The organism is uncultured Granulicatella sp., assembly GCF_963515095.1.
GTDB lineage: Bacteria > Bacillota > Bacilli > Lactobacillales > Aerococcaceae > Granulicatella.
In genome coordinates this window covers 30,205-50,541 of the sequence record NZ_CAUPXD010000007.1, presented here as the reverse complement: position 1 = coordinate 50,541, position 20,337 = coordinate 30,205, and the positions used below count along the sequence as shown (strand labels likewise).

At 32.9% G+C, this 20,337-nt stretch carries 21 protein-coding genes; 3 read left to right on the top strand and 18 right to left on the bottom strand.

Features of this window, described 5'->3' with window-relative positions; genetic code table 11:
* Nucleotides 1-30 precede the first annotated feature (30 nt).
* The 17 genes from infB to RWL86_RS02985 form a co-directional block, all read right to left on the bottom strand.
* Nucleotides 31-2,400 carry a translation initiation factor IF-2 gene (gene infB / locus RWL86_RS03065; protein ID WP_314077118.1) on the bottom strand — a complete coding sequence of 790 codons (2,370 nt, stop codon included), beginning with the start codon at nt 2,398-2,400 and terminating at the stop codon, nt 31-33.
* 12 nt (nt 2,401-2,412) lie between these two features.
* Nucleotides 2,413-2,739 (bottom strand): ribosomal L7Ae/L30e/S12e/Gadd45 family protein, encoded by a 327-nt coding sequence (locus RWL86_RS03060; RefSeq protein WP_314077117.1) that lies wholly within the window; start codon nt 2,737-2,739, stop codon nt 2,413-2,415.
* On the bottom strand, nt 2,726-3,028 hold the full coding sequence (gene rnpM, locus RWL86_RS03055; RefSeq protein ID WP_006702589.1) for an RNase P modulator RnpM: 303 nt from the start codon (nt 3,026-3,028) through the stop codon (nt 2,726-2,728). Before rnpM ends, RWL86_RS03060 begins: the two co-directional genes overlap by 14 nt.
* Before the next feature lie 18 nt (nt 3,029-3,046).
* Nucleotides 3,047-4,156, bottom strand: coding sequence for a transcription termination factor NusA (nusA, locus tag RWL86_RS03050; protein ID WP_314077116.1), 1,110 nt, complete (start codon nt 4,154-4,156; stop codon nt 3,047-3,049).
* Nucleotides 4,157-4,194: 38 nt separating this feature from the next.
* Nucleotides 4,195-4,668 carry a ribosome maturation factor RimP gene (gene rimP / locus RWL86_RS03045; RefSeq protein WP_006702587.1) on the bottom strand — a complete coding sequence of 158 codons (474 nt, stop codon included), beginning with the start codon at nt 4,666-4,668 and terminating at the stop codon, nt 4,195-4,197.
* A gap of 430 nt (nt 4,669-5,098) precedes the next feature.
* Complete coding sequence (locus tag RWL86_RS03040; protein WP_314077115.1) at nt 5,099-5,857, bottom strand: RNA methyltransferase; 759 nt, start codon at nt 5,855-5,857, stop codon at nt 5,099-5,101.
* Between the two features lie 11 nt (nt 5,858-5,868).
* Nucleotides 5,869-6,231 carry a hypothetical protein gene (locus tag RWL86_RS03035; protein WP_314077114.1) on the bottom strand — a complete coding sequence of 121 codons (363 nt, stop codon included), beginning with the start codon at nt 6,229-6,231 and terminating at the stop codon, nt 5,869-5,871.
* Between the two features lie 15 nt (nt 6,232-6,246).
* Nucleotides 6,247-7,467, bottom strand: coding sequence for a DEAD/DEAH box helicase (locus RWL86_RS03030; RefSeq protein WP_314077113.1), 1,221 nt, complete (start codon nt 7,465-7,467; stop codon nt 6,247-6,249).
* Between the two features lie 9 nt (nt 7,468-7,476).
* Entirely contained in the window at nt 7,477-8,460 is a 984-nt protein-coding gene (locus RWL86_RS03025; RefSeq protein ID WP_314077112.1) for a Gfo/Idh/MocA family oxidoreductase, read from the bottom strand.
* A gap of 106 nt (nt 8,461-8,566) precedes the next feature.
* Nucleotides 8,567-9,217, bottom strand: a complete 651-nt coding sequence (locus tag RWL86_RS03020; RefSeq protein ID WP_314077111.1) for an amino acid ABC transporter permease — start codon at nt 9,215-9,217, stop codon at nt 8,567-8,569.
* A 13-nt stretch (nt 9,218-9,230) separates the two neighbouring features.
* On the bottom strand, nt 9,231-10,106 hold the full coding sequence (locus tag RWL86_RS03015) for a transporter substrate-binding domain-containing protein (RefSeq protein ID WP_314077110.1): 876 nt from the start codon (nt 10,104-10,106) through the stop codon (nt 9,231-9,233).
* Between the two features lie 501 nt (nt 10,107-10,607).
* Nucleotides 10,608-12,380, bottom strand: a complete 1,773-nt coding sequence (gene uvrC / locus RWL86_RS03010; RefSeq protein WP_314077109.1) for an excinuclease ABC subunit UvrC — start codon at nt 12,378-12,380, stop codon at nt 10,608-10,610.
* A gap of 20 nt (nt 12,381-12,400) precedes the next feature.
* Nucleotides 12,401-13,579, bottom strand: coding sequence for an iron-containing alcohol dehydrogenase (locus RWL86_RS03005; protein WP_314077108.1), 1,179 nt, complete (start codon nt 13,577-13,579; stop codon nt 12,401-12,403).
* Between the two features lie 137 nt (nt 13,580-13,716).
* Nucleotides 13,717-14,052 (bottom strand): hypothetical protein, encoded by a 336-nt coding sequence (locus RWL86_RS03000; protein ID WP_006702577.1) that lies wholly within the window; start codon nt 14,050-14,052, stop codon nt 13,717-13,719.
* Nucleotides 14,053-14,114: 62 nt separating this feature from the next.
* Entirely contained in the window at nt 14,115-14,315 is a 201-nt protein-coding gene (locus tag RWL86_RS02995) for a hypothetical protein (protein WP_314077107.1), read from the bottom strand.
* A 215-nt stretch (nt 14,316-14,530) separates the two neighbouring features.
* Nucleotides 14,531-14,716 carry a hypothetical protein gene (locus RWL86_RS02990; RefSeq protein WP_314077106.1) on the bottom strand — a complete coding sequence of 62 codons (186 nt, stop codon included), beginning with the start codon at nt 14,714-14,716 and terminating at the stop codon, nt 14,531-14,533.
* Between the two features lie 168 nt (nt 14,717-14,884).
* On the bottom strand, nt 14,885-15,016 hold the full coding sequence (locus RWL86_RS02985) for a hypothetical protein (protein WP_314077105.1): 132 nt from the start codon (nt 15,014-15,016) through the stop codon (nt 14,885-14,887).
* Nucleotides 15,017-15,290: 274 nt separating this feature from the next.
* On the opposite strand from RWL86_RS02985, the gene RWL86_RS02980 reads away from it, so the two are divergent.
* From RWL86_RS02980 to galT, 3 genes are all read left to right on the top strand, one after another.
* The gene (locus RWL86_RS02980; protein WP_314077104.1) at nt 15,291-16,322 is read left to right on the top strand and encodes a glycosyltransferase family 4 protein; all 1,032 of its coding nucleotides are present in this window, start codon (nt 15,291-15,293) and stop codon (nt 16,320-16,322) included.
* Nucleotides 16,323-16,332: 10 nt separating this feature from the next.
* On the top strand, nt 16,333-16,959 hold the full coding sequence (locus RWL86_RS02975) for a TVP38/TMEM64 family protein (protein WP_314077103.1): 627 nt from the start codon (nt 16,333-16,335) through the stop codon (nt 16,957-16,959).
* A 179-nt stretch (nt 16,960-17,138) separates the two neighbouring features.
* Entirely contained in the window at nt 17,139-18,617 is a 1,479-nt protein-coding gene (galT, locus tag RWL86_RS02970) for a UDP-glucose--hexose-1-phosphate uridylyltransferase (RefSeq protein WP_314077102.1), read from the top strand.
* 239 nt (nt 18,618-18,856) lie between these two features.
* Here the strand turns inward: galT and RWL86_RS02965 are convergent, their stop codons facing one another.
* Nucleotides 18,857-20,305: a serine hydrolase gene (locus tag RWL86_RS02965; protein ID WP_314077101.1), complete on the bottom strand. Its 1,449-nt coding sequence runs from the start codon at nt 20,303-20,305 to the stop codon at nt 18,857-18,859.
* Nucleotides 20,306-20,337: the final 32 nt, after the last annotated feature.

Here is a 20,337-nt window from a genome sequence, read left to right as displayed (position 1 = left end):
CTCTCCTCTCTTCATTCCATCATTTAACGACTATTTTCTTTTAATTTCAACCATTTCAAATGCTTCGATAATATCATCTACTTTAATATCATTGTAGCCTTCAATCATAATTCCACATTCAAATCCTAATTTCACTTCTTTAGCATCATCTTTGAAACGTTTCAAGCTTGCTAATTCACCTTCATAAATAACAATGTTATCACGGATTAAACGAACTTGACTAGAACGTTTTACAACCCCTTCAGTAACATATGAACCAGCAATTGTACCTAATTTAGATACTGTATAAGTTTCACGAACGATAGCAGAACCAGTAATTTTTTCTTCAAATTCAGGATCTAACATACCTTTCATCGCTGTTTCAATTTCATCAATAACATTATAAATAATACGGTGTAAACGAATATCTACTTGATCAGATTCAGCTTGAATCTTCGCTTGAGGTGTAGGTCTTACGTTGAAACCAATAATAATCGCATTACTTGCTGTTGCTAAAGTAATATCACTTTCATTGATTGCCCCAACAGCTGTATGGATAATTTTCACACGTACGCCTTCAACTTCAATTTTTTGTAAACTTGAAGCTAATGCTTCTACAGAACCTTGTACGTCTGCTTTAATAATGACGTTAACTTCTTTCATTTCTCCATCTTTTAATGTTGAGAATAAGTTATCTAAAGTAATACGGCTTGATGCGTTACGCTGTTCAATTAAAGCACGTTTTGCACGTTCTTCACCGGCTGCACGAGCTGATTTTTCATCTTCAAATACTACGAAGCGGTCACCAGCTTGTGGAGATGCATTTAACCCTGTAATTTCAACTGGAGTTGCTGGGACAGCTGTTTTAACACGACGTCCTTGGTCATTCACCATTACACGAACACGTCCGAATGTATTTCCGACAACGATTGGATCTCCAACTTTAAGCGTTCCTTCTTGAACTAATAATGTTGCGATAGGTCCTTTTGTTTTATCTAAACGAGCTTCAATAACTGTACCTAATGCTAAACGATTAGCATTTGCACTTAATTCTTGCATCTCAGCTACTAATAAGATCATTTCTAATAATTCTTCGATATTTTGATTAAATTTAGCAGAAATTTCAACGAAGATTGTGTCTCCACCCCATGCTTCAGGAACTAAACCTAAATCAGATAATTCTTGCATCACACGTCCTGGGTTAGCAGCTGGTTTATCAATTTTGTTTACAGCAACAATAATTGGAACATCTGCCGCTTTAGCGTGGTTAATTGCTTCGATTGTTTGTGGCATTACACCGTCATCAGCAGCAACTACAATAATTGTAATATCTGTGATATCCGCACCACGAGCACGCATTGTTGTAAATGCCGCGTGACCTGGTGTATCTAAGAATGTAATTGGTTTGCCATCAATTTTAATTTGGTAAGCACCAATATGTTGTGTAATTCCTCCGGCTTCTCCAGCTACTACAGAAGAATTTCTTAATTGGTCAAGTAAAGTTGTTTTACCATGGTCAACGTGACCCATGATTGTAACAACTGGAGGACGAACTGCATGTGAGTCGCTCTCAGCAGCTGCTTCTTCAAAGTATACATCTAAATCAGAAATATCTTTTTCGATTTTTTCTTCAGCATCCATACCATAGTCTGCTGCTAATAATTCAATCGCATCTTTCGATAATCCTTGGTTTAATGTTGCCATTACTCCTAATAAGAATAATTTTTTAATAATTTCTGCTGGTTCACGTTTAATCTTTTTAGCTAATTCAGCAACTGTCATTCCATCTGTATACACTAATACATCTGGTAATTCATGGAATTTACGTGCTGGAACTGCTGGTTTTTGTTCAGCATTCTTTTGTTGTTTACGGTTATTTTTTTGATGACGATTTTTCTTATTAAAGTTTTCTTGTTGATTACGTTCGCCACCACGTTTTTGATTTCCACGTTTGAAATCATTATTTTTTTTAGATTCACGATGATTTGAATATGATTCTTCATCACGAGATTGATGTTTTGGTCCTTTATTTGCTACTTTTTCTTGTTTTTGCATAGATTCCTTCTTATGTCCGTGTTTATTTTGATTTGGTTGATGATTTTTATCCTGTTGTTTTGGTGAATGTGCTGGTTTGTGTTCAGCTTTTTTCACTTCTTCTTTTTTTGCAGTTTCCTTTTTAGGTTGCACTGCTTCTTTTTTTGCCTCTACTTTTTTAGGCACAGGAGTTTCTTTCTTTTCAACAACTTTTTTTGGAGCTTCTTTCTTTGTTGAAATTGAAGCTTTAATTGTTGCAATTTCTCCATCTTCCATTGTTGACATATGGCTGTTATAACTAATGCCTAATTGTTTTGCTTTTTCGATAATGTCCTTACTAGGTAGTTTTAACTCTTTTGCAAGTTCATATACACGTGTTTTTGACATACGTTCACCTTCCTATTCGTTCATATCGTTAAATCCTTTCATCTTCATCAGACTTTTTGTAAAACCTTGATCAGCAACGGCGATAATCGAACGTTGTTTTCCAATCGCCTGCGAAACTTCTTCCGTTGTAAATTGCTGAATAAAAGGGATTTCATAATATTCACATTTATTTTTGATTTTCTTTACGGTATTCTCACTACTATTTGTTGTACAAATAACGAGATTCACTTTTTCTTTTTGAATACTTTGCAGTACTTGCTCTTCTCCAGATATTAGTTTACGAGCTCTTGTCGCCATACCTAATAAATTGAGAGCTTTCTTTTTATCAATGCTTTCCATCACTAAATAACTCTTTTCTAGCTTTTTGGTGATCCACATATTGCAATAGTTCTTCATAGAAACTATCTGGGATTTCGATTTCTAATTGACGTTCAAATAAATGATTCTTCCATGCTTTTTCAACAAGAGTCGGTTCTAATGTAATATAAGCTCCTCTTCCATTGACTTTTCCAGTAGGATCAATTTGAGCGACACCTTCACTGTTACGAACAATCCGTACCAATTCTTTCTTAGGCATCATTTCTCCAGAAGCTATACAACGACGCATTGGAACTTTTCTTTTTTTCATAAGATGCCTCCTTCTTGATTATTCTTCAGTTTGAACTTCTTCACTTGAATCTTCTTCAACTGTAGGTAATTCTGAATCTAATTGGTCTAAATATTCTTGATAAGCTGATTCCGATTTAATATCAATACGGAAACCAGTTAATTTAGCCGCTAAACGAGCATTTTGTCCACGTTTCCCAATCGCTAATGATAATTGATGATCTGGAACTACAACGATGCAGCTATTACGATCAGAATCAAAATCTACTTTCACAACTTGTGCAGGATTTAATGCATTCGCAATGTATACAGATGGATCCTCATTCCATTCAACGATATCCATATTTTCACCATTTAATTCATTTACAATATTTTGAACACGTTGTCCACGAGGTCCTACGCAAGTACCAACTGGATCTAAGTTCGTATCTCTAGAACGCACGGCAACTTTCGCACGATCTCCTGCTTCACGAGCAATAGAAACGATTTCTACAACTCCTTCGTAAATTTCAGGAACTTCTTGTTCAAATAAACGTTTTAATAAATCTGGATGTGTACGACTTACGAAAATTAATGGACCTTTAGTTGTGTTATCAACTTTAGATACTAATACTTTAATACGTTGATCTGGTAAATATTCTTCAGTAGGAATTTGATCTTGTTTTGTCATTCCTGCAACAATTTTACCTAAATTTACATATACATAACGGAAATCTTGACGGTCAACTACACCTGTCATAATTTCATTTTCATATTCGATAAATTCATTATAAATATTTGTACGTTCAGCATCTCTTAAACGTTGCATAATGACTTGTTTAGCTGTTTGTGCAGCAATACGACCGAAGTCTTTTGGAGTTACTTCAAAACGAATTTTATCTCCAACTTCATAAGCTTTATGTAATTCATGAGCTTCGTCAATACTCACTTCAAGTGTTGAATCAAATACATATTCCACAACTTCTTTCACTGCATATACATGCATATTTCCTTTTTTAGCATCAAATTCAACTTCAACATTTTGTGCTTGTCCATAGTTTTTCTTATAAGCAGAAACAAGAGCCGCTTCTAAAGCTGTAATCACAACTTCTTTAGAAATCCCTTTTTCTTCTTCAAGAATATTTAATGCTTTAATCATTTCTTTACTCATAATGTGACTCCTTTGTCAAAAATGTTTCTCATTGATTCCTAGAATTGAATCGCTAATCGAGCTTTTGCAATATTTTCACGCACAATCGTAACTGATTTTTTACGCGTTTTAATTTTCACTTCTAAAGTCACTGACTCATCAGTTACTTCTGTTAAAAATCCTTCTAAAAACTTTTCACCTTCAACTTGTTGATAGAAAGATAAATGAACATATTGTCCAATCGCTTCTTTCAAATCTTTCTCAGTTTTCAGAGGACGTTCAGCACCAGGAGAAGATACTTCAAGGAAATACGCTTGAGGAATCGGATCTGGATCTTGTGCATCTAATAATTCACTAAATTTTTCACTCATAAACGCACAATCATCTAAATCAATTCCACCTGGTTTGTCAAGGTAAAAACGTAAAAACCAATTTTTCCCTTCTTTTACAAACTCTAAATCGACTAATTCAAACCCTTCTGCTTCAATAACTGGCAAAGCGAGTGTTGAAACTAATTCTGCTACTTTACTCATAGATAACCTCCTTTACATAACTGCGTAAAAAGAGTGAGCATTCCTGCTCACTCTCCTTTCCACGTCATCTTAATTCATAAATAGTATAGCACAGATAAAAATATCAATCAAACAAAACGCTCATAACCGATGAGAAGTACTAAACTAGGACTAACTCACTAACCCCAAATAGTCCCTCATTAGGGAGACAGCGAAGCGCCTCTGCCACACGACAGAACGTAAAAGACACTTCCGTACCCCACATCCTAAACGTACTCTCCTGTTATGACCGAAACACATGGGATTGGGCGCCGTTGTGAAAATGAAAGTACTCTGTTTCCAGAGTACTTTCATAGGCAATTTTTGAGACCCCAGGCTCAAAAATTAGCCATGAGACTTGCTTTGCAAGGCTGCTGGCGGCCTCACAACATCAGCCCAATCCCTATATATTTTATATTCTCGTTTGGTACATAAGTATCCCACTAGCAATCGCAACATTCAACGATTCTGCTTGACCAAACATCGGAATCTGAATAATGGAGTCCGCAGATTCAATCAATTCGTCACGAACGCCATTTCCTTCATTTCCAACTACAATTGCAACAGACTCTCTGCCAGTTAACCATTTGAAATCTTTAGCATCACGATGAAGTGCTGTTACCGCAATTGGAATATCATTTTCTTTTAACTTCCCATATACATCCATTAAATTCTCGTGATAAATCGCTACGTGAAATTGGCTTCCTTGCATGGAGCGAACAACTTTATCATTGTATAAATCCACACAGCCTTCTCCTAAAACAACTGCATCAAATCCTGCAGCATCGGCAGTACGAATAATCGTTCCTAAATTACCGGGATCTTGAACCGCATCTGCTAAAAGATAACGCCCCTGAGGAACTTCGACCAATGGTTTTTTTTCTAATGGTACAATCGCTAAAATACCTTGATTCGTTTGAGTCATCGATAATTTTTCAAACACCTCTTTTGAAACAAACATTGTTGGATAGCTCTTTGTCCATTTTTCATAAAGATGAATCGTGTCCTCACTGACTACTAAGCGTTGAATGGAAATATTTGATTGAATAGCTTCTTCAACTAAATGTTCCCCTTCAATCATATACGCTTCCGCTTTTTTTCTACCTTTGGAAGTTTGTAATTTTTGATAATTTTTTACCATTGCATTTTGGTGCGAACGAATTATTTCCATGTCCGTCTCCTTTATTGTTCCATCATTACTCGGAACAGTTTTAATTGTTCTTTTTGATTTGAAAAATATTTAGAACGATGAGGAATTTCAAATTGAAACTTTTCTCCTTCAACTTCAAAACTGAATTCATCATTTGATAAAAATTTCTTTTGATACTGTACTTTCTCTATTCGTCCAACTGGAAATAGTAGAGGTCTTGTATCAGTAAAAGTCGCATCATCTTTTAACCCAAAAAATACACATCCCTTTGAAGACCAATAGCAAATCTCATTTTCTTCATGAATGAGTCTTTTAACTTGAATGAACACAGCTTTGTCTTCATATGGTAAATGATATTTTTCTAAATGATTTTTTAAAAACTCCAATGTAAGCATTTAAGAGACTCCTTTTTACTTTTTCTTACCTGATGATTTTTTATTTTTAAAGGATTTTTTATCTTTTGATGGATAAGCTTTTTTAGCGGTTCCTTTTTTCTCTTTTGGTTTATATGGTTTCTTTTCCACCATTTTTTTCTTCTGAGCAACTTGTAGTTGGCTTGAATGAACTTGGAACGCTTCAAGTGTTGCATCAGCTGGGATCAATTTTTTCAAGTCTCTTACTTCTTTTTCCGTAACAAAACTAATAACTAATCCATCTTTGCCCATTCTTCCAGTTCTTCCTGAACGATGAGTATATACCTCTTTATTTTCAGGTAAGTCATAATGAATGACGACTGGTAAATCTTCAATATCTAATCCACGTGCTGCCACATCCGTTGTTAATAAAATAGGAACTTCTCCTTTTTTAAAAGCTTGAATTGCAGCTTTACGATTGATTTGATTTTCTTGGCTCGTTAATAATGCACAAGGAATATTGTGATACTGTAATTTTTCTGCTAAAATCCCTGCATTTACAAGTGAATTGACAAATACTAATGCTTGATATTCCTTCATATTTGCGAACTTTCTTAACAATTCATCTTTTTTACGAACAGGAGATTCAATATACACATGTTTTACATTCCCATTTCCAGATATCTTCTGTACATTTTCAACCCATTTTGGTGTCATATTAATCCATTGGTGAATAGATTCTAATATTTCATTTTTAGTGGCTGAAAAGCAAATCATTTGTCGTTGTGATGGACATTTTTTAATAAAAGAACGAGTTTGTTCTAAATGTTCTTGCGCTAATAAATAATCTGCTTCGTCTAAAATAAGTGTTTGAACTTGATGAAGTTTTAATTTTCTTTGATTCGCTAATTCTGTTAGTCGTCCTGGTGTTCCAACGACTAATTCTGGTTTTTTCTTTAAGTTTTCAATTTGACGCTTTACATTAGCTCCTCCTGCTAAAACTAACATGGTTAGTTCTGGTAATTTCCATTCACGAATAACTTCACCAATTTGTTGTGCTAATTCTTGACTAGGTACTAAAATGACTGCTTGTAGTTCATGATTGATTTCAATTTTCTCTAATAAGGGTAACAAGTAAGCTAATGTTTTTCCTGTTCCAGTTGGAGAGACTGCTACTACATCTTCCCCATTTTGAATCAATTCCTTTGTTGCTTCTTGAATCGGCGTTAAGTCTTTAAAACCTTTTTCATTCCATTTGTTTTGAATATATTCTTTCATAATTTCTCCTTAATTAAATGTAATTCCTGCTGAATTTCTTAATGCTTCAATCACTTCTAAAACATTACGACTTATTTTTTTACTTTGTTCATATTGTTTTAAGGATTCTGGTGTACGTTCTAATATTTTTGCAAAACCAATGGCTTCCCATTCTAATGGATTTTTACGAAGTTCATATTTCTTTGTTTCCTCAACTTCACTCATATATAATGTTTTGACTTCTTTAATTTCTTGGCAGTCATTTATTTGCAACGTTTTTTTGCCAAAGTAAATTTCTTGAGGGAGACATACATTTAACACTTTTCCAACAAAAATTGTTACATCAAATGTTGGATACTCCAATGATACAATTCCTTGTCCATCCGCTCGATTTTGTAATTTACGTGCTTGATAATGAGCTTTTTCTGGCATTCCAAACCAACTAATCGCATTGTAAATAGGATAAACTCCTAAATCCATTAAAGCACCTCCACCAGAGGATAATGAAAATGAATTCGCAATTTCACCTCTTAAAAATGCATCATATTTTGAAGAATATTTTGCATACGATAAAACTGCACCTTTTACTTCATCAATTCTAGAATCAATCATTTTACCAATTTCTTGGAAGGCTGGTTCATAATAATGACGAATAGCCTCAATAACGAATAAGTTTTTTTCCATCGCTAATTGATGAACTTCATCCCACTCTTCAACCGATAAAAAAGAAGGTTTTTCAACAATAATATTTTTTTGATGCTCTAATAATTGTTTTGAATAGTCACCATGTGTATGGTTTGGTGATCCGATATAGACAACGTCCCAATTATTTTCTAATAAAAATTCACTCCATTGATTTGTCCAAAAAGGAATCTGGTGTTTTTTAGCAAATTCTTCTGCTTTTTCTAGAGTTCTACTGTATACAGATACGACTTCAAAACTATTTGTTTGTTGCACCGCTTCTACAAAAGATGAAGATATCCACCCTGTGCCTATAATTGCTAATTTTTTCATGATCACCACTCCTTTTCTTCCTGGATAGTCTATCATATTTTCCTTAAAATCTCTAGCAATCCTCGTTGCATACAAAAAAGAGGCTGGAATTCCAACCTCTTCATTCTTAATATAATGATAATCTTTTTTCTAAAATTTTCTGACCTTGTTCAAACACTAAACAGATACTCCAGTAAATTAACGCTACTAAAATATACATCGTCATATAATCGAATTCTCGACCTCCAACAATTTTAGCATTTTGAAAAATATCAGGTACCGTAATCATTGCTGCCAACGAAGTTCCTTTAATCATATCTAATAACACATTACTTAAAGGTGGTACTGAAATTCTAAATGCTTGAGGAACAATCACTCTTCTTAATGTTTGAAAATAATTCAATCCTAAGGAAGTAGAAGCTTCCCATTGTCCATAGTCCACTGCATCAATTGAAGAACGTAAAACTTCACATATATATGCACTACTTGCAATACTAAAACATAAGATTGCACAGACTAGAGCTGGAAGTTGAATTTTTAAATAAGGTAATCCAAAATATAATAAGAATAAAAATACTAATGTAGGAGTTCCTCTCATAAAAGAAACATGAAAATTAGCAATCATTCTTAAAATTCTTATGTTCGATCGTTTCATTAAAACAAACATGAAACCTAAGATTGTTCCAAAAATAAAACTTACTCCAGCAATTCCTAATGTATATTGTAAACCACTTAATACAAAGGAAAGACTATGAATCGCTAACTTAAGATTAAACAATCGACATCGCCTCTTATTCTACATCAGAAAAATCAATTTTTTCTAATTTCAAGTCTTTTGGTTGAGTTACATCTTCACCAGCAAAGAATGTTTTAGAAATTTCTGTTAATGTTCCATCTTCTTTCATTGATTTTAATGCTTCATTGAATTTTTGTTGGATAACGTCATTTCCTAATTTAATAGAGAAGCTTGCGCTATATGGGTTTGCGTAAATACCTTCGTTAATTTTAATTGGGAAAGTATCTTTACCGAATGCTACAGCAATTTTTTGTAAATAGTAGTCATTAATAATAACATCTGTACGACCATTTACTAAATCAGACATATAAACATCATTTGTAACATTGTCATAAATAACTAATTCTGCCCCTAATTTTTTAGCAATTTTCATGTAGTTTGTACTTGCAGCACCTGCAGCTTTTTTACCTTTTACATCAGCCCAAGAATAGATTCCTGAATTGTCGCTTTCACGAACCACCATTGATGTAAATGAATATTTATGAGGTTCAGTACGTAAATATTTATCAATATTTTTTGCTCCATCTTCAATTGAATAGTTAGCAATATCTACTTGACCACTATCTAATGCTGTTAACATACCGTCAACACCCATTTCTGTGAATTCAACTTCTAATTTTAAGCGTTTAGCTACTTCTTTTACAATCTCAACATCATAACCAGTTAAAGAATTGTCTTTATCTGTATGGAATGATTGTGGATATAAAGTACCTGCTGTTGCAACTTTAATCTTTCCTGCTTTTTCAATTGCATCCCAATTTTTTTGTGCTTGTGATACAGTATCCTTGCTTGTAGTAGTACTTGTCGAAGTCGAACAAGCTCCTAAAAATAATGTTGCAGCAACTGCACCAAGTTTAAACCATTTATTCATAATTTTACCGTCCTTTTTTCATATATTTTTGACTAACCTAAAATAGCACACCTAGAGAAAGAAATCAATCATTTTTTACTATTTTCATAAAAAAATATAACAGATTTAAAAATCTGTTATATAAACACTTAAACCACTCTAAAACTTTGTATAACAATTAAAGATACAGAAGTGAGCCTGAATTTACACAATTCTCCCAAATCACAGCCTCACAACCCCAAGAGAAATCACCACCCAGGTACACCAATAGGCAAACAGCGCAAAGCGCGCCTTTGCCACACGCCAAAACATAAATGAGTTTAACGTAAAAAACATCCTATGCGAACCATCCGTTAATGAAAAGAACACATGGGATTTATCGCAGCAGTTGTGAAATAAAAGCTTCCTGACCAGAGGAAGCTTTTAAGGCAACATTTGAGACCCTAGGCTCAAATGTTAGCCATGAGACTCCGAAGGAGGCTGCTGGCGGGCCTCACAACATCAAGAGAAATCCCGATGAATTTATTTCACTGATTCTTTGATTCTGGTTGCCACTTTCTCAGAAATTCCTAGTTTTTGAATCTCTTCAACTGTTGCTTCTTGAATTCCCTTCATTGTTTTAAAATACTGTAATAGTTTCGTACGAGTCTTTGGTCCAACTCCTTCAATCTCATCAAGAATGAATGAAAAAGCATTTTTACTTCGTACCTGACGATGGAATGTAATCGCATATCGATGGACTTCCTCTTGAATTCGTTGTAATAAATGGAAAGCTTGGCTCGTTGGATCTAATTCAATTTGTTCATACTCTTCCCCATACAGTAAATGAGCGGTCTTATGTTTCTCATCCTTTACCATTCCAGCAATTGGAATAGATAATCCAAGTTCATCTTCTAAAACTTCCATGGCAGCTCTCATCTGAACTTTTCCACCATCCATCAAAATTAAATCCGGTAAAGGTTTCTGTTCTTTTAATAATCTTGAATATCGTCTTCTAACAACTTCTTGTGTCGTTAAAAATTCATGACTCCCTTGTACCGTTTTAATATTGAATTTTCGATAACTTTTTTTCTCCGGTTTTCCATCTCGATAAACGACCATTGCTGATACAGGATTTGTCCCTTGAATATTCGAGTGGTCAAATGACTCAATGACACTTAAACGGCTTAAATCAAGTGCTTGTCGTAATTGTTCCACCGCACCTAATGTTTTTTGCTGACTATTTTCATCAATCTTGAATTTTTCAAGTAAAGCTACTTCACTATTTTGTGTCGCTAAATCAAGCATTCGCTTCTTCGGTCCTCTTTGAGGGGTTAATACTTTAACTTCTAATACTTCAGCCAATAATTCCTTATCAATTTCTGCTGGAACTAATATTTCTTTTGGTAAAATATGATTTTGTTCTTGATAAAACTGTACAATAAATGATATTAATTCCTCTTCTGCTGAATTATAAATCGGGAATAATGCTGCTTCTCTCTTGATAATTGTGGACTGTCTAAGTAAAAAGACTTGAATAGAAATCCAACCTCTATCCATATAGAATGAGAATACATCCCGATTTGTAAAGTCTTGTGACATAATATGCTGTTTTTCTACTGTTGTTTCGATATATTGAATTTGATTTCGATAATCAATGGCTCGTTCAAATTCTAATTGTTCTGAAGCTTCATCCATTTTCTTTTGTAAATCTTGCTTAATTTCTTTTACATCGCCTTCAAGAAACCGTTGGATTTTTTTCTTTTGTTGTTGATAAATTTCTGGTGAAACTTCATGATCACAACAGCCAATACATTGCCCTAAATGATAATAGAAACAAGCACGTGTTTCGTTTTTCCCACATTTTCTTAATGGATAAATTTTTTGAATGAGCTGTTGCGTTTCTGTTGCCGCATAAACATTCGGATAAGGTCCAAAATACATGCCCCCATCTTTTTCAACATTACTTGTAATAATCAGTTGAGGATCTTTCTCATTTGTAATTTTTAAATAAGGATACATGGTTCCTTGTTTTAATTTAATATTGTAATAAGGTTGGTATTTCTTAATTAAATTAATTTCCAACAATAATGATTCTTTATTCGTTTTTGTAACAATAAATTCAAAATGATGAATTTCACTCACTAATTTTTCAGTTTTAGTATTATGTGCTCCACGGAAATAGGAGCGAACTCGATTTTTTAAGTTTTTTGCTTTACCAATATAAATAATTTCATCTTCTTGATTTTTCATCAAGTAACATCCTGGTAAATCAGGCAATTGTTTTAACTTTTCTTCAATTAATTCACTTGCCATTTTTTCGCTCCTTCCCCCTACTATAATGCAGTTTGATAAATGATTCTTGCATCTTCTAATTCTAAATTATGATGCTCAGATAAATGAATTTTCTCGTGACGTCCTAATCCTTCCACTAAAGCTTCAATGACTGATTCATCTAATGAAATATCTTTAAATCGAATTGGTGCACCTAATGATGCAAAGAATTCTTCTGTTTTTTCTATGGCTCCATTGACGATTTCTTCTGGTGTTCCAGATAGATCCCAAACTCGTTTTCCATATTGAATGAGTTTATCCCATTTTTGTTCTTTACGTACTTTCATCATAGCTGGCAACACAATCGATAATGTACGTCCATGATCGATTCCATGATTTAATGTAATTTCATGTCCTAATGCATGAGTTGCCCAGTCTGTTGGCACACCTGCAGAAATTGTTCCATTTAATGCATTTGTTGCACACCACATAAAGTTCGCTCTTGCAGCAAAGTCGTGATTATCCTCATCAATGACTGTTGGTGCAATTTCAATTAATGTTTGTAAAATGCCTTCTGCATAACGATCTTGTAATTTTGCATCTACAGGGTATGTTAAATAATTTTCCATTGTATGAATAAAGGTATCTAATACACCATTCACTAATTGTCGTTTTGGTAATGTATACGTTAATTCAGGTTCTAAAACTGAAAACTGAGGGAATGTAACATCTGGTCTAAAACTTACTTTTGCTTTTAATGCTACAAAGGTAATCACCGCACCACTATTCATTTCAGATGCAGTAGCAGGTAATGTTAAAATCGTTCCAAATGGAACAGCTTTTGTAACAGGAAGACCTTTTCCAAATCCACCTCGAAACATATCTAATGGATTGCCATCAAAAACACTAGCTGCAGCTACAAACTTTGTTCCATCAATGACAGAACCACCACCAATTGCTAGTAAATAAGTAAATCCTTCTTCTTTTACACGTGCAACAGCTTTGATTAATGTTTCGTATGTTGGGTTTGCTTCGATTCCTCCAAACTCATCCCATTCACGATTTCCTAATGCTTGTACAGCACGGTCGAAAGCTCCATTCTTTTTTACAGAACCCCCACCATATAAAATTAATACTTTTGCATCTTTTGGAATTTCTCCATCAATATCCTTAATACGATCTTTTCCAAATAAAATTTTTGTTGGGTTTCTAAATGTAAAATTACGAATTCCTAATTCCATAATATCTCCTACCTTTCTATTTGATGATATCAAGCTCTAAGTGTCGAGGCAAATCACACGACTTAAGAAAAAAACTCCTGAAGGAATTTCCAACAGGAGTTGTTACAGATTATACTTTATCCATTATTTAAAATATCTTATTTGAAATAAATTTCTAAATATTTATCTAATCTCTCGGCTGAAATTTCTTTTTCTAATTTTGATATTTCAGTTGGACTTAAACTAATCTCGCCATGACATGTACCAGCTTCATCATATGCAACAATTACTTCGCCAATGTCTTCCCGTTGTTCTCTTTGAACTTTTGCAAAGTGCTGTAATAAAGTTTGTTCTACTTCTGTCGCACAATGCTCACGTAATAGGCAAAAATGTTCTGCAATCGCTGTTGGAATATAATAACAATCCACTAATGTCATTGCTTCTTTTGAATTTTTAGATGCTTTACCTTTAGGTTTATTTTTTTGACGCTTCATGAATAACCTCTCTTGATTTCTCTGTATCTAGTATACAAAAAAATTACCCATAAGGCAAAAAGTTATCTTTGAATTTTTTCAACGTTTTCTTTTTTTGCATATTCTGATAATTTTATAGCACTTCCTAACTGCATTTTGAAAATACTTGTTTCACCTTTTTTCCAATCATTCACTGTAGTATAGCTTATTCCAGTATCTTTACTTATTTTATATGCAGTATATTTTTCTAATAAAGATTCAATTAATTCAATATCTACTATCAATTTTTAATCCTCCCTTTTTATCACCAGAATTTTTTCTATGTATCTTTGTTCCCAGAGTAATTCTATTTATACTACATCCAAAAAGTTAGACATAAAAAATCTAATTTTTGGGTGTTTTTTATGAAATTAACTTATGAAGAATCAAAAAGAGACGACTTAAGTCGTCTCAAAAAATCTAACTTTTTGGGTCACTTCATTTTTAAGATAGAGTGTTCTTATTTTTTGACTGCTCTTTTTTTATCCCACATATATAAAAGTGTAAAGACAACTATTGCTCCAATTGAAGAAACAAAACTAAACATGAAATTAGTACTTTTTGTAATAAGAAAATGTACGATAAATACAAGGTTATAAACAATAAGCATTGCAATAAATGATAATATTTTTTTCTTATTCTTCATAAAAATCCTTCTTTCTATTTATGTTAACATTTTAATTCCATAAAAAAATGGTACTGTGTACATTGGTATCATCCCTTTTATATTTCTTTATATTCCATATTTCATCCAAAGCATAGCATATCATTCCAAAAAAACAAGTCTTGTTTTAAAAAATTATTTGCAGTATAATTAAGAAGTTATAGCGCTTTCATATCCCTTTAAAATCAATAGAACATTGTTTTTTTCATTATTGAGTTTTTTAGGGTTAATTCTATTTTGAATAGTCTCTTTAATATTTACCACTGTATTTGGTGTTGTCATTTTTTTGTAACTCTTCGAACTCTTTTTTATTCGTTATTTGTACACTAGAATTCATCAAAATCCCTACCATTTTAACCCTTCCTTATTATATTTCCATTAGAATCATTCTTTATCTGTAGTATATTTGAAAAGTGTTATCAATAAAATAAATATATAATTCAGATTCTATTTTTCGATAAATATTTTAAAATCTATTAAGATTTTACTAGCTATTTTCCAAATGCTTCATTTCATGGTAGAATAGTAAACGAAATTGTTTCTTAAAGGAGTCAATATGTTAACGATCAATATGCTTACACGAGCAGATAGTGTAAAAGGACAAGGTGTTCTATCTGCTACAGAAGAACAAATTAATCTCGTAACAGAAGGTTTAAAAGACTATCAAGTCGTTGTGAATCAATTAAAAACATACAATATTACTCATATTCATACGATTAATCCAGATTTTTTAATTAAATCTGTTATCACAAGACAAAACCGTCCAATGATTGCTTCTGTTCACTTTTTACCGGAAACTTTAGAAAAAAGTATTTCCCTACCTCGTCCGATTAAAGAATTATTTTATAAATATGTTCTTCAATTTTATAAACAAGCAGATTATCTAGTAACCGTTAATCCACGTTTTATTGAAGATCTAGAACATTATGGAATTCCAAAAGAAAGAATCACGTACATTCCAAACTTTGTATCACGTGATACTTTTTATAAAATTACAGATCGTTCAAAAGCAACTCTTCGGGAATCTTTTGGATTAGATCCAGATAAATTTACCGTTGTATCTGCAGGACAATTACAAATGAGAAAAGGTGTTTTAGAATTTATTGATTTAGCTAAAAAAATGCCTGATATCCAATTTGTATGGGCGGGTGACTTTGCGTTTAAAGGGATTTCTGAAGGTCGAAAAGAAATTATGGAACATATGGATGAATTACCAAGTAATGTTCATTTCTTAGGGCTTGTAGAAAGAGAACGAATGAATGAATTCTTTAATATGGGAGATGTAATGTTACAACTTTCGTTTGAAGAGCTATTCCCTATGACGATATTGGAATCGATGAATGCGAATATTCCATTATTATTAAGAGATTTAAGAGAATATCGCCCTATTTTATTTGATTATTATTTAAAAGGAAATTCTCAAGTACAATTCCAAGAGATTTTACGTCAATTACAGCAAGATGAGGCTTTCTATCAAGAAGCTTGCGAAAAATCTAAAAAAGGAGAACAATTCTACTCTAAAGAAAATGTACTCCAACAATGGCAAGCCTTTTATGATAAAGTAGCTGTTGAAAATCATTTAAAATAAAGGAGAATTTATGACTGAAACACATATTAAACAAGGTAAGCCTCTGTCTCCATTTGCACAAAGAATGATGCATGCTGCTTCTATCGCAGGAGCCATTGCAACGGTCATCTTTTGTATTTGGGCATATCAAAAAGGATTATTTACTTCCCAAGAAGCACTTAGTGAATATATGCAACGTGCGGGCATATGGGGACCACCTGTTTTTATCTTATTACAAATTCTACAAACAGTTATTCCAATTATTCCGGGTGCTTTAACAAGTATTGCAGGTGTATATATTTATGGAATGTTTATTGGAAATGTATATAACTATATCGGTATTATCATCGGTTCTATTATCGCTTTCCATTTAGCTCGAATTTATGGACAATTATTTGTAAAATCAATGGTAAACGATAGCACCTATCATCGTTATATCGGTTGGCTAAATCGTGGAAATAAATTTGATTACTTCTTTACTTTCATGATGGCTTTTCCTGTTTCACCTGATGATTTCCTATGTATGCTTGCTGGTTTAACAAAAATGAGTTATAAAAAATTCATCCTCATTATTTTAATTTGTAAACCTATTACTTTAGCGGCATATACTTATGGATTAACTGCGATTATCGATTATATTTGGGCTTTTTTCAAATAAACATAGACTTTTTTGATTAGTCAAACTATTTTTAGTATTTTTGCTAAAAATGGTTTGTTTTTTTATAGTTTCATTTTATAATAGGCTTATATAAAAGCAGTTACATTTTTATAGGGAAAGAAATGTTAACGATTGCATTTTTTATATAAATTATGAAATGGGTTAGGAGGAAACGAAATATGTATCATAGTATTACAAACTTTATTGAAAAAGCAAAACTCGAAAAATTATTAGATCCACTGGACGAAATTTATACAACCAATCAATTACTTCATTTATTACAATTAGATGATTATAAGCCATCTGAAATTTCTAATGATAACATCCCATCATTAGAGGATTCCATGGACGAAATTATTCAATTAGCGATAGAACTAGGAGTAATTGAAGATATTTTACCAGAAAAAGAAGCATTTGAAGCAGCCGTTATGAATTTATTAACGCCTCTTCCATCTGTTGTAAATAAAAACTTCTGGAACCATTATAAAGAAAATCCTGAAAAAGCAACTAACTATTTCTATGCATTAAGCCAAAAAAATCATTACATTCAAACAAGAGCTATTGCTAAAAATATTCAATTTCCGTATTCAGGAAAATATGGTACTTTAGAAATTACGATTAACTTATCAAAACCTGAAAAAGATCCAAAAGCAATTGCTCAAGCAAAATTAGTCAAACAATCTAGTTACCCTGCTTCTCAATTAACGATGACAAATGAAGGGTATTACGGACGTTTCAATCATCCTGCTAGAAGCAATCATAGAATTATTCGTTTAGAAATTAATCATGAAGATTGGGGATTCCAATATTCTCCTTACTCTTATTTCAATGAACATTCAATTTTCTTAACTCAAGTACCACGTCCAATGCAAATTACGGAACGTTCATTTGAGAATTTAATGGATATTTTACGTCAATTCCCTCACTATTTTGTTGGATCTAATGCTGATTTACCAATTGTCGGTGGTTCTATTTTAGTTCATGATCACTATCAATCTGGTAGACATGTCTTTCCTATGGATGTTGCACCAATTTTAGAAAACCACTCTTTTGAAGGTTTTGACGGTACGGTCTCTCGTTTACATTGGCCTTTATCCGTAATTCGACTAGCAAGTAAAGATACAAAACAAATTGTTCAATTAGCGACTCATATTTTAGATAAATGGAGAAATTATTCAGATGAAAGTGCGGATATTTTCGCATTTACAGAAGACACTCCTCATAATACGATTACACCAATTGCTCGTGTACGTGATGGTATCTATGAATTAGATTTAGTGCTTAGAAATAATCGTACGACTGAAGAATATCCAGATGGTATTTTCCATCCTCATGTGGATGTACATCCAATTAAGAAAGAAAATATTGGATTAATTGAAGTGATGGGGTTAGCAATTCTTCCTCCTCGTTTAAAAACAGAACTAAAAGAAGTTGAAAACTACTTACTAGGTCAAGCTCATCAAATGCCTGAAATGCATAAAGCATGGGCTAACGAAATTAAAGACAATGAAAAAATCACTTCAGACAATGTTGAAACTTTGATTCGTCAAAAAGTTGGTGAAATTTTTGAACGTGGTTTAGAAAATGCCGGCGTCTTTAAACAAACAACTGAAGGACAAGAAGCATTTGGATGGTTTATCGACTCCTTACAAAATTAATATCTTTTAATGCCTTTTCTGGTATAGTAGCAAAGGACGGCAGTAGCCTCGCTAAAGCGAGTCTCTTGCCTAAAATTCGAGCCCAGGTCTCGAATTTCCCTGTACTAGAAACCTCTCGGTTTCTAGTACTCATGCTACTATGAAAAGGCTTATTTTTGTTACATAACTAAAATACGTCTTTCATGGCTAAAAATTATTTTACATACAAAAAACGATTTCCAAACGGAAATCGTTAATCATTACTTTCTAATAATAAATACTATTGAAACTATAATAATACTAATAATACTGGCAATTCCAATAATAATTATTCCTAATAAAATTGGTTTATCCGTTAAACTTAATAAAAATTCTTCCAGTTGAAAACTCATTTCAGTTTTAACATCAGTAGTTGTAGTTTCTTCTGGTTCTTCAACTTCTTGTGGAATAATTGTAACAGGATAAGTTAATGGTTCAATCTTTGATGTAATACGAGGAAGGTCTGTTTCAATAACAATTTTATCCTCTTTTAAACTAAATTTAGGTGTTTCGCCGATTCGAACTAAAGTTTTAATATCTTTGTCGAGTTGAACTTTTACACCATCAATGGTATGTTCTCCTGCTTTTAACACGGTTTGCGTTTCATATTCAGAAAAAGCTTTTTTCAATAATCCATTCCCAATTTGGCTCTTGAAGAAAGAACTATTATCCTTATCTTCCCAAGCTCCTACTCCTAATATAACTTGAATAAAACGAGTATCTTCTTGTTTAGCCGTTAATAAATGGTTAAACGCTGCACTAGGACTTGAACCAGTTTTAAATCCATCTACTCCTGGAAATCCCTGAATCATTCCTGGGATAGAACTGTTGTAAGTGTAAAATGATTCTTCATAAGGAGTCCCCACCATTACTGTTATTAAAGGATTTTTAGTGAAGTTTGTAATCTCAGGAAAATCTTTTAAGAAATGATACGCTAAAATAGCTAAATCTCTTGCAGTTGTCTGGTTATAACGATTGTTATTATAACCTTCTGGTGTATAATATCCTCTAAATGCAGAAGCTACTGCTCCACTAGCATTATTGAATTTCGTATTTTCCATGCCCCATTCTTTAAATTTAGCATTCATTTTATCTAAAAACTCAGTGTCTGATAACCCTGTCGCTCTTGCTACCATTAATGTAGCAACATTCGAAGACGGATAAAACATCATATATAATAATTCTTCAATTGGATAATCTACTCCAGCAACAATAATATTATTACTAATTTCCCCAATCGTTGAAATCGCACGATCTTCTTCTGTTGCAGTGACGATTGTATTTAACGATAATTTTCCTTCTTTCATCGCTTCAAACGCCATATAAGCTGTCATCATTTTTGAAATACTTGCTGGATCCCATGGTTGGTCAATATTACTACCAAAAACAATCTCCCCTGTATCAGCATCCACCATTATGGTACTTTCTGGTCTATAATATTCATCTACACCATAACCTTGTTCTGCTATAGCATCCATTACATCTTCTCTATATGGAATTGCTACAGTAGTTTGTTCAATTTTTTCAGGTTCTTGAGTTGTTTCAGATTCTACAGTAGTTTCTTGCGTAGCTTCTTTTGTAGTAGAATCATTTTCTTCCGCTAAAATAGCACTTGTACAAAATAATGAAGCCATAAGGAAACTTAATCCCAAAATATGTTTAATTTTCACGAATGACCCTCCTCTATCAACTCTATTATTTT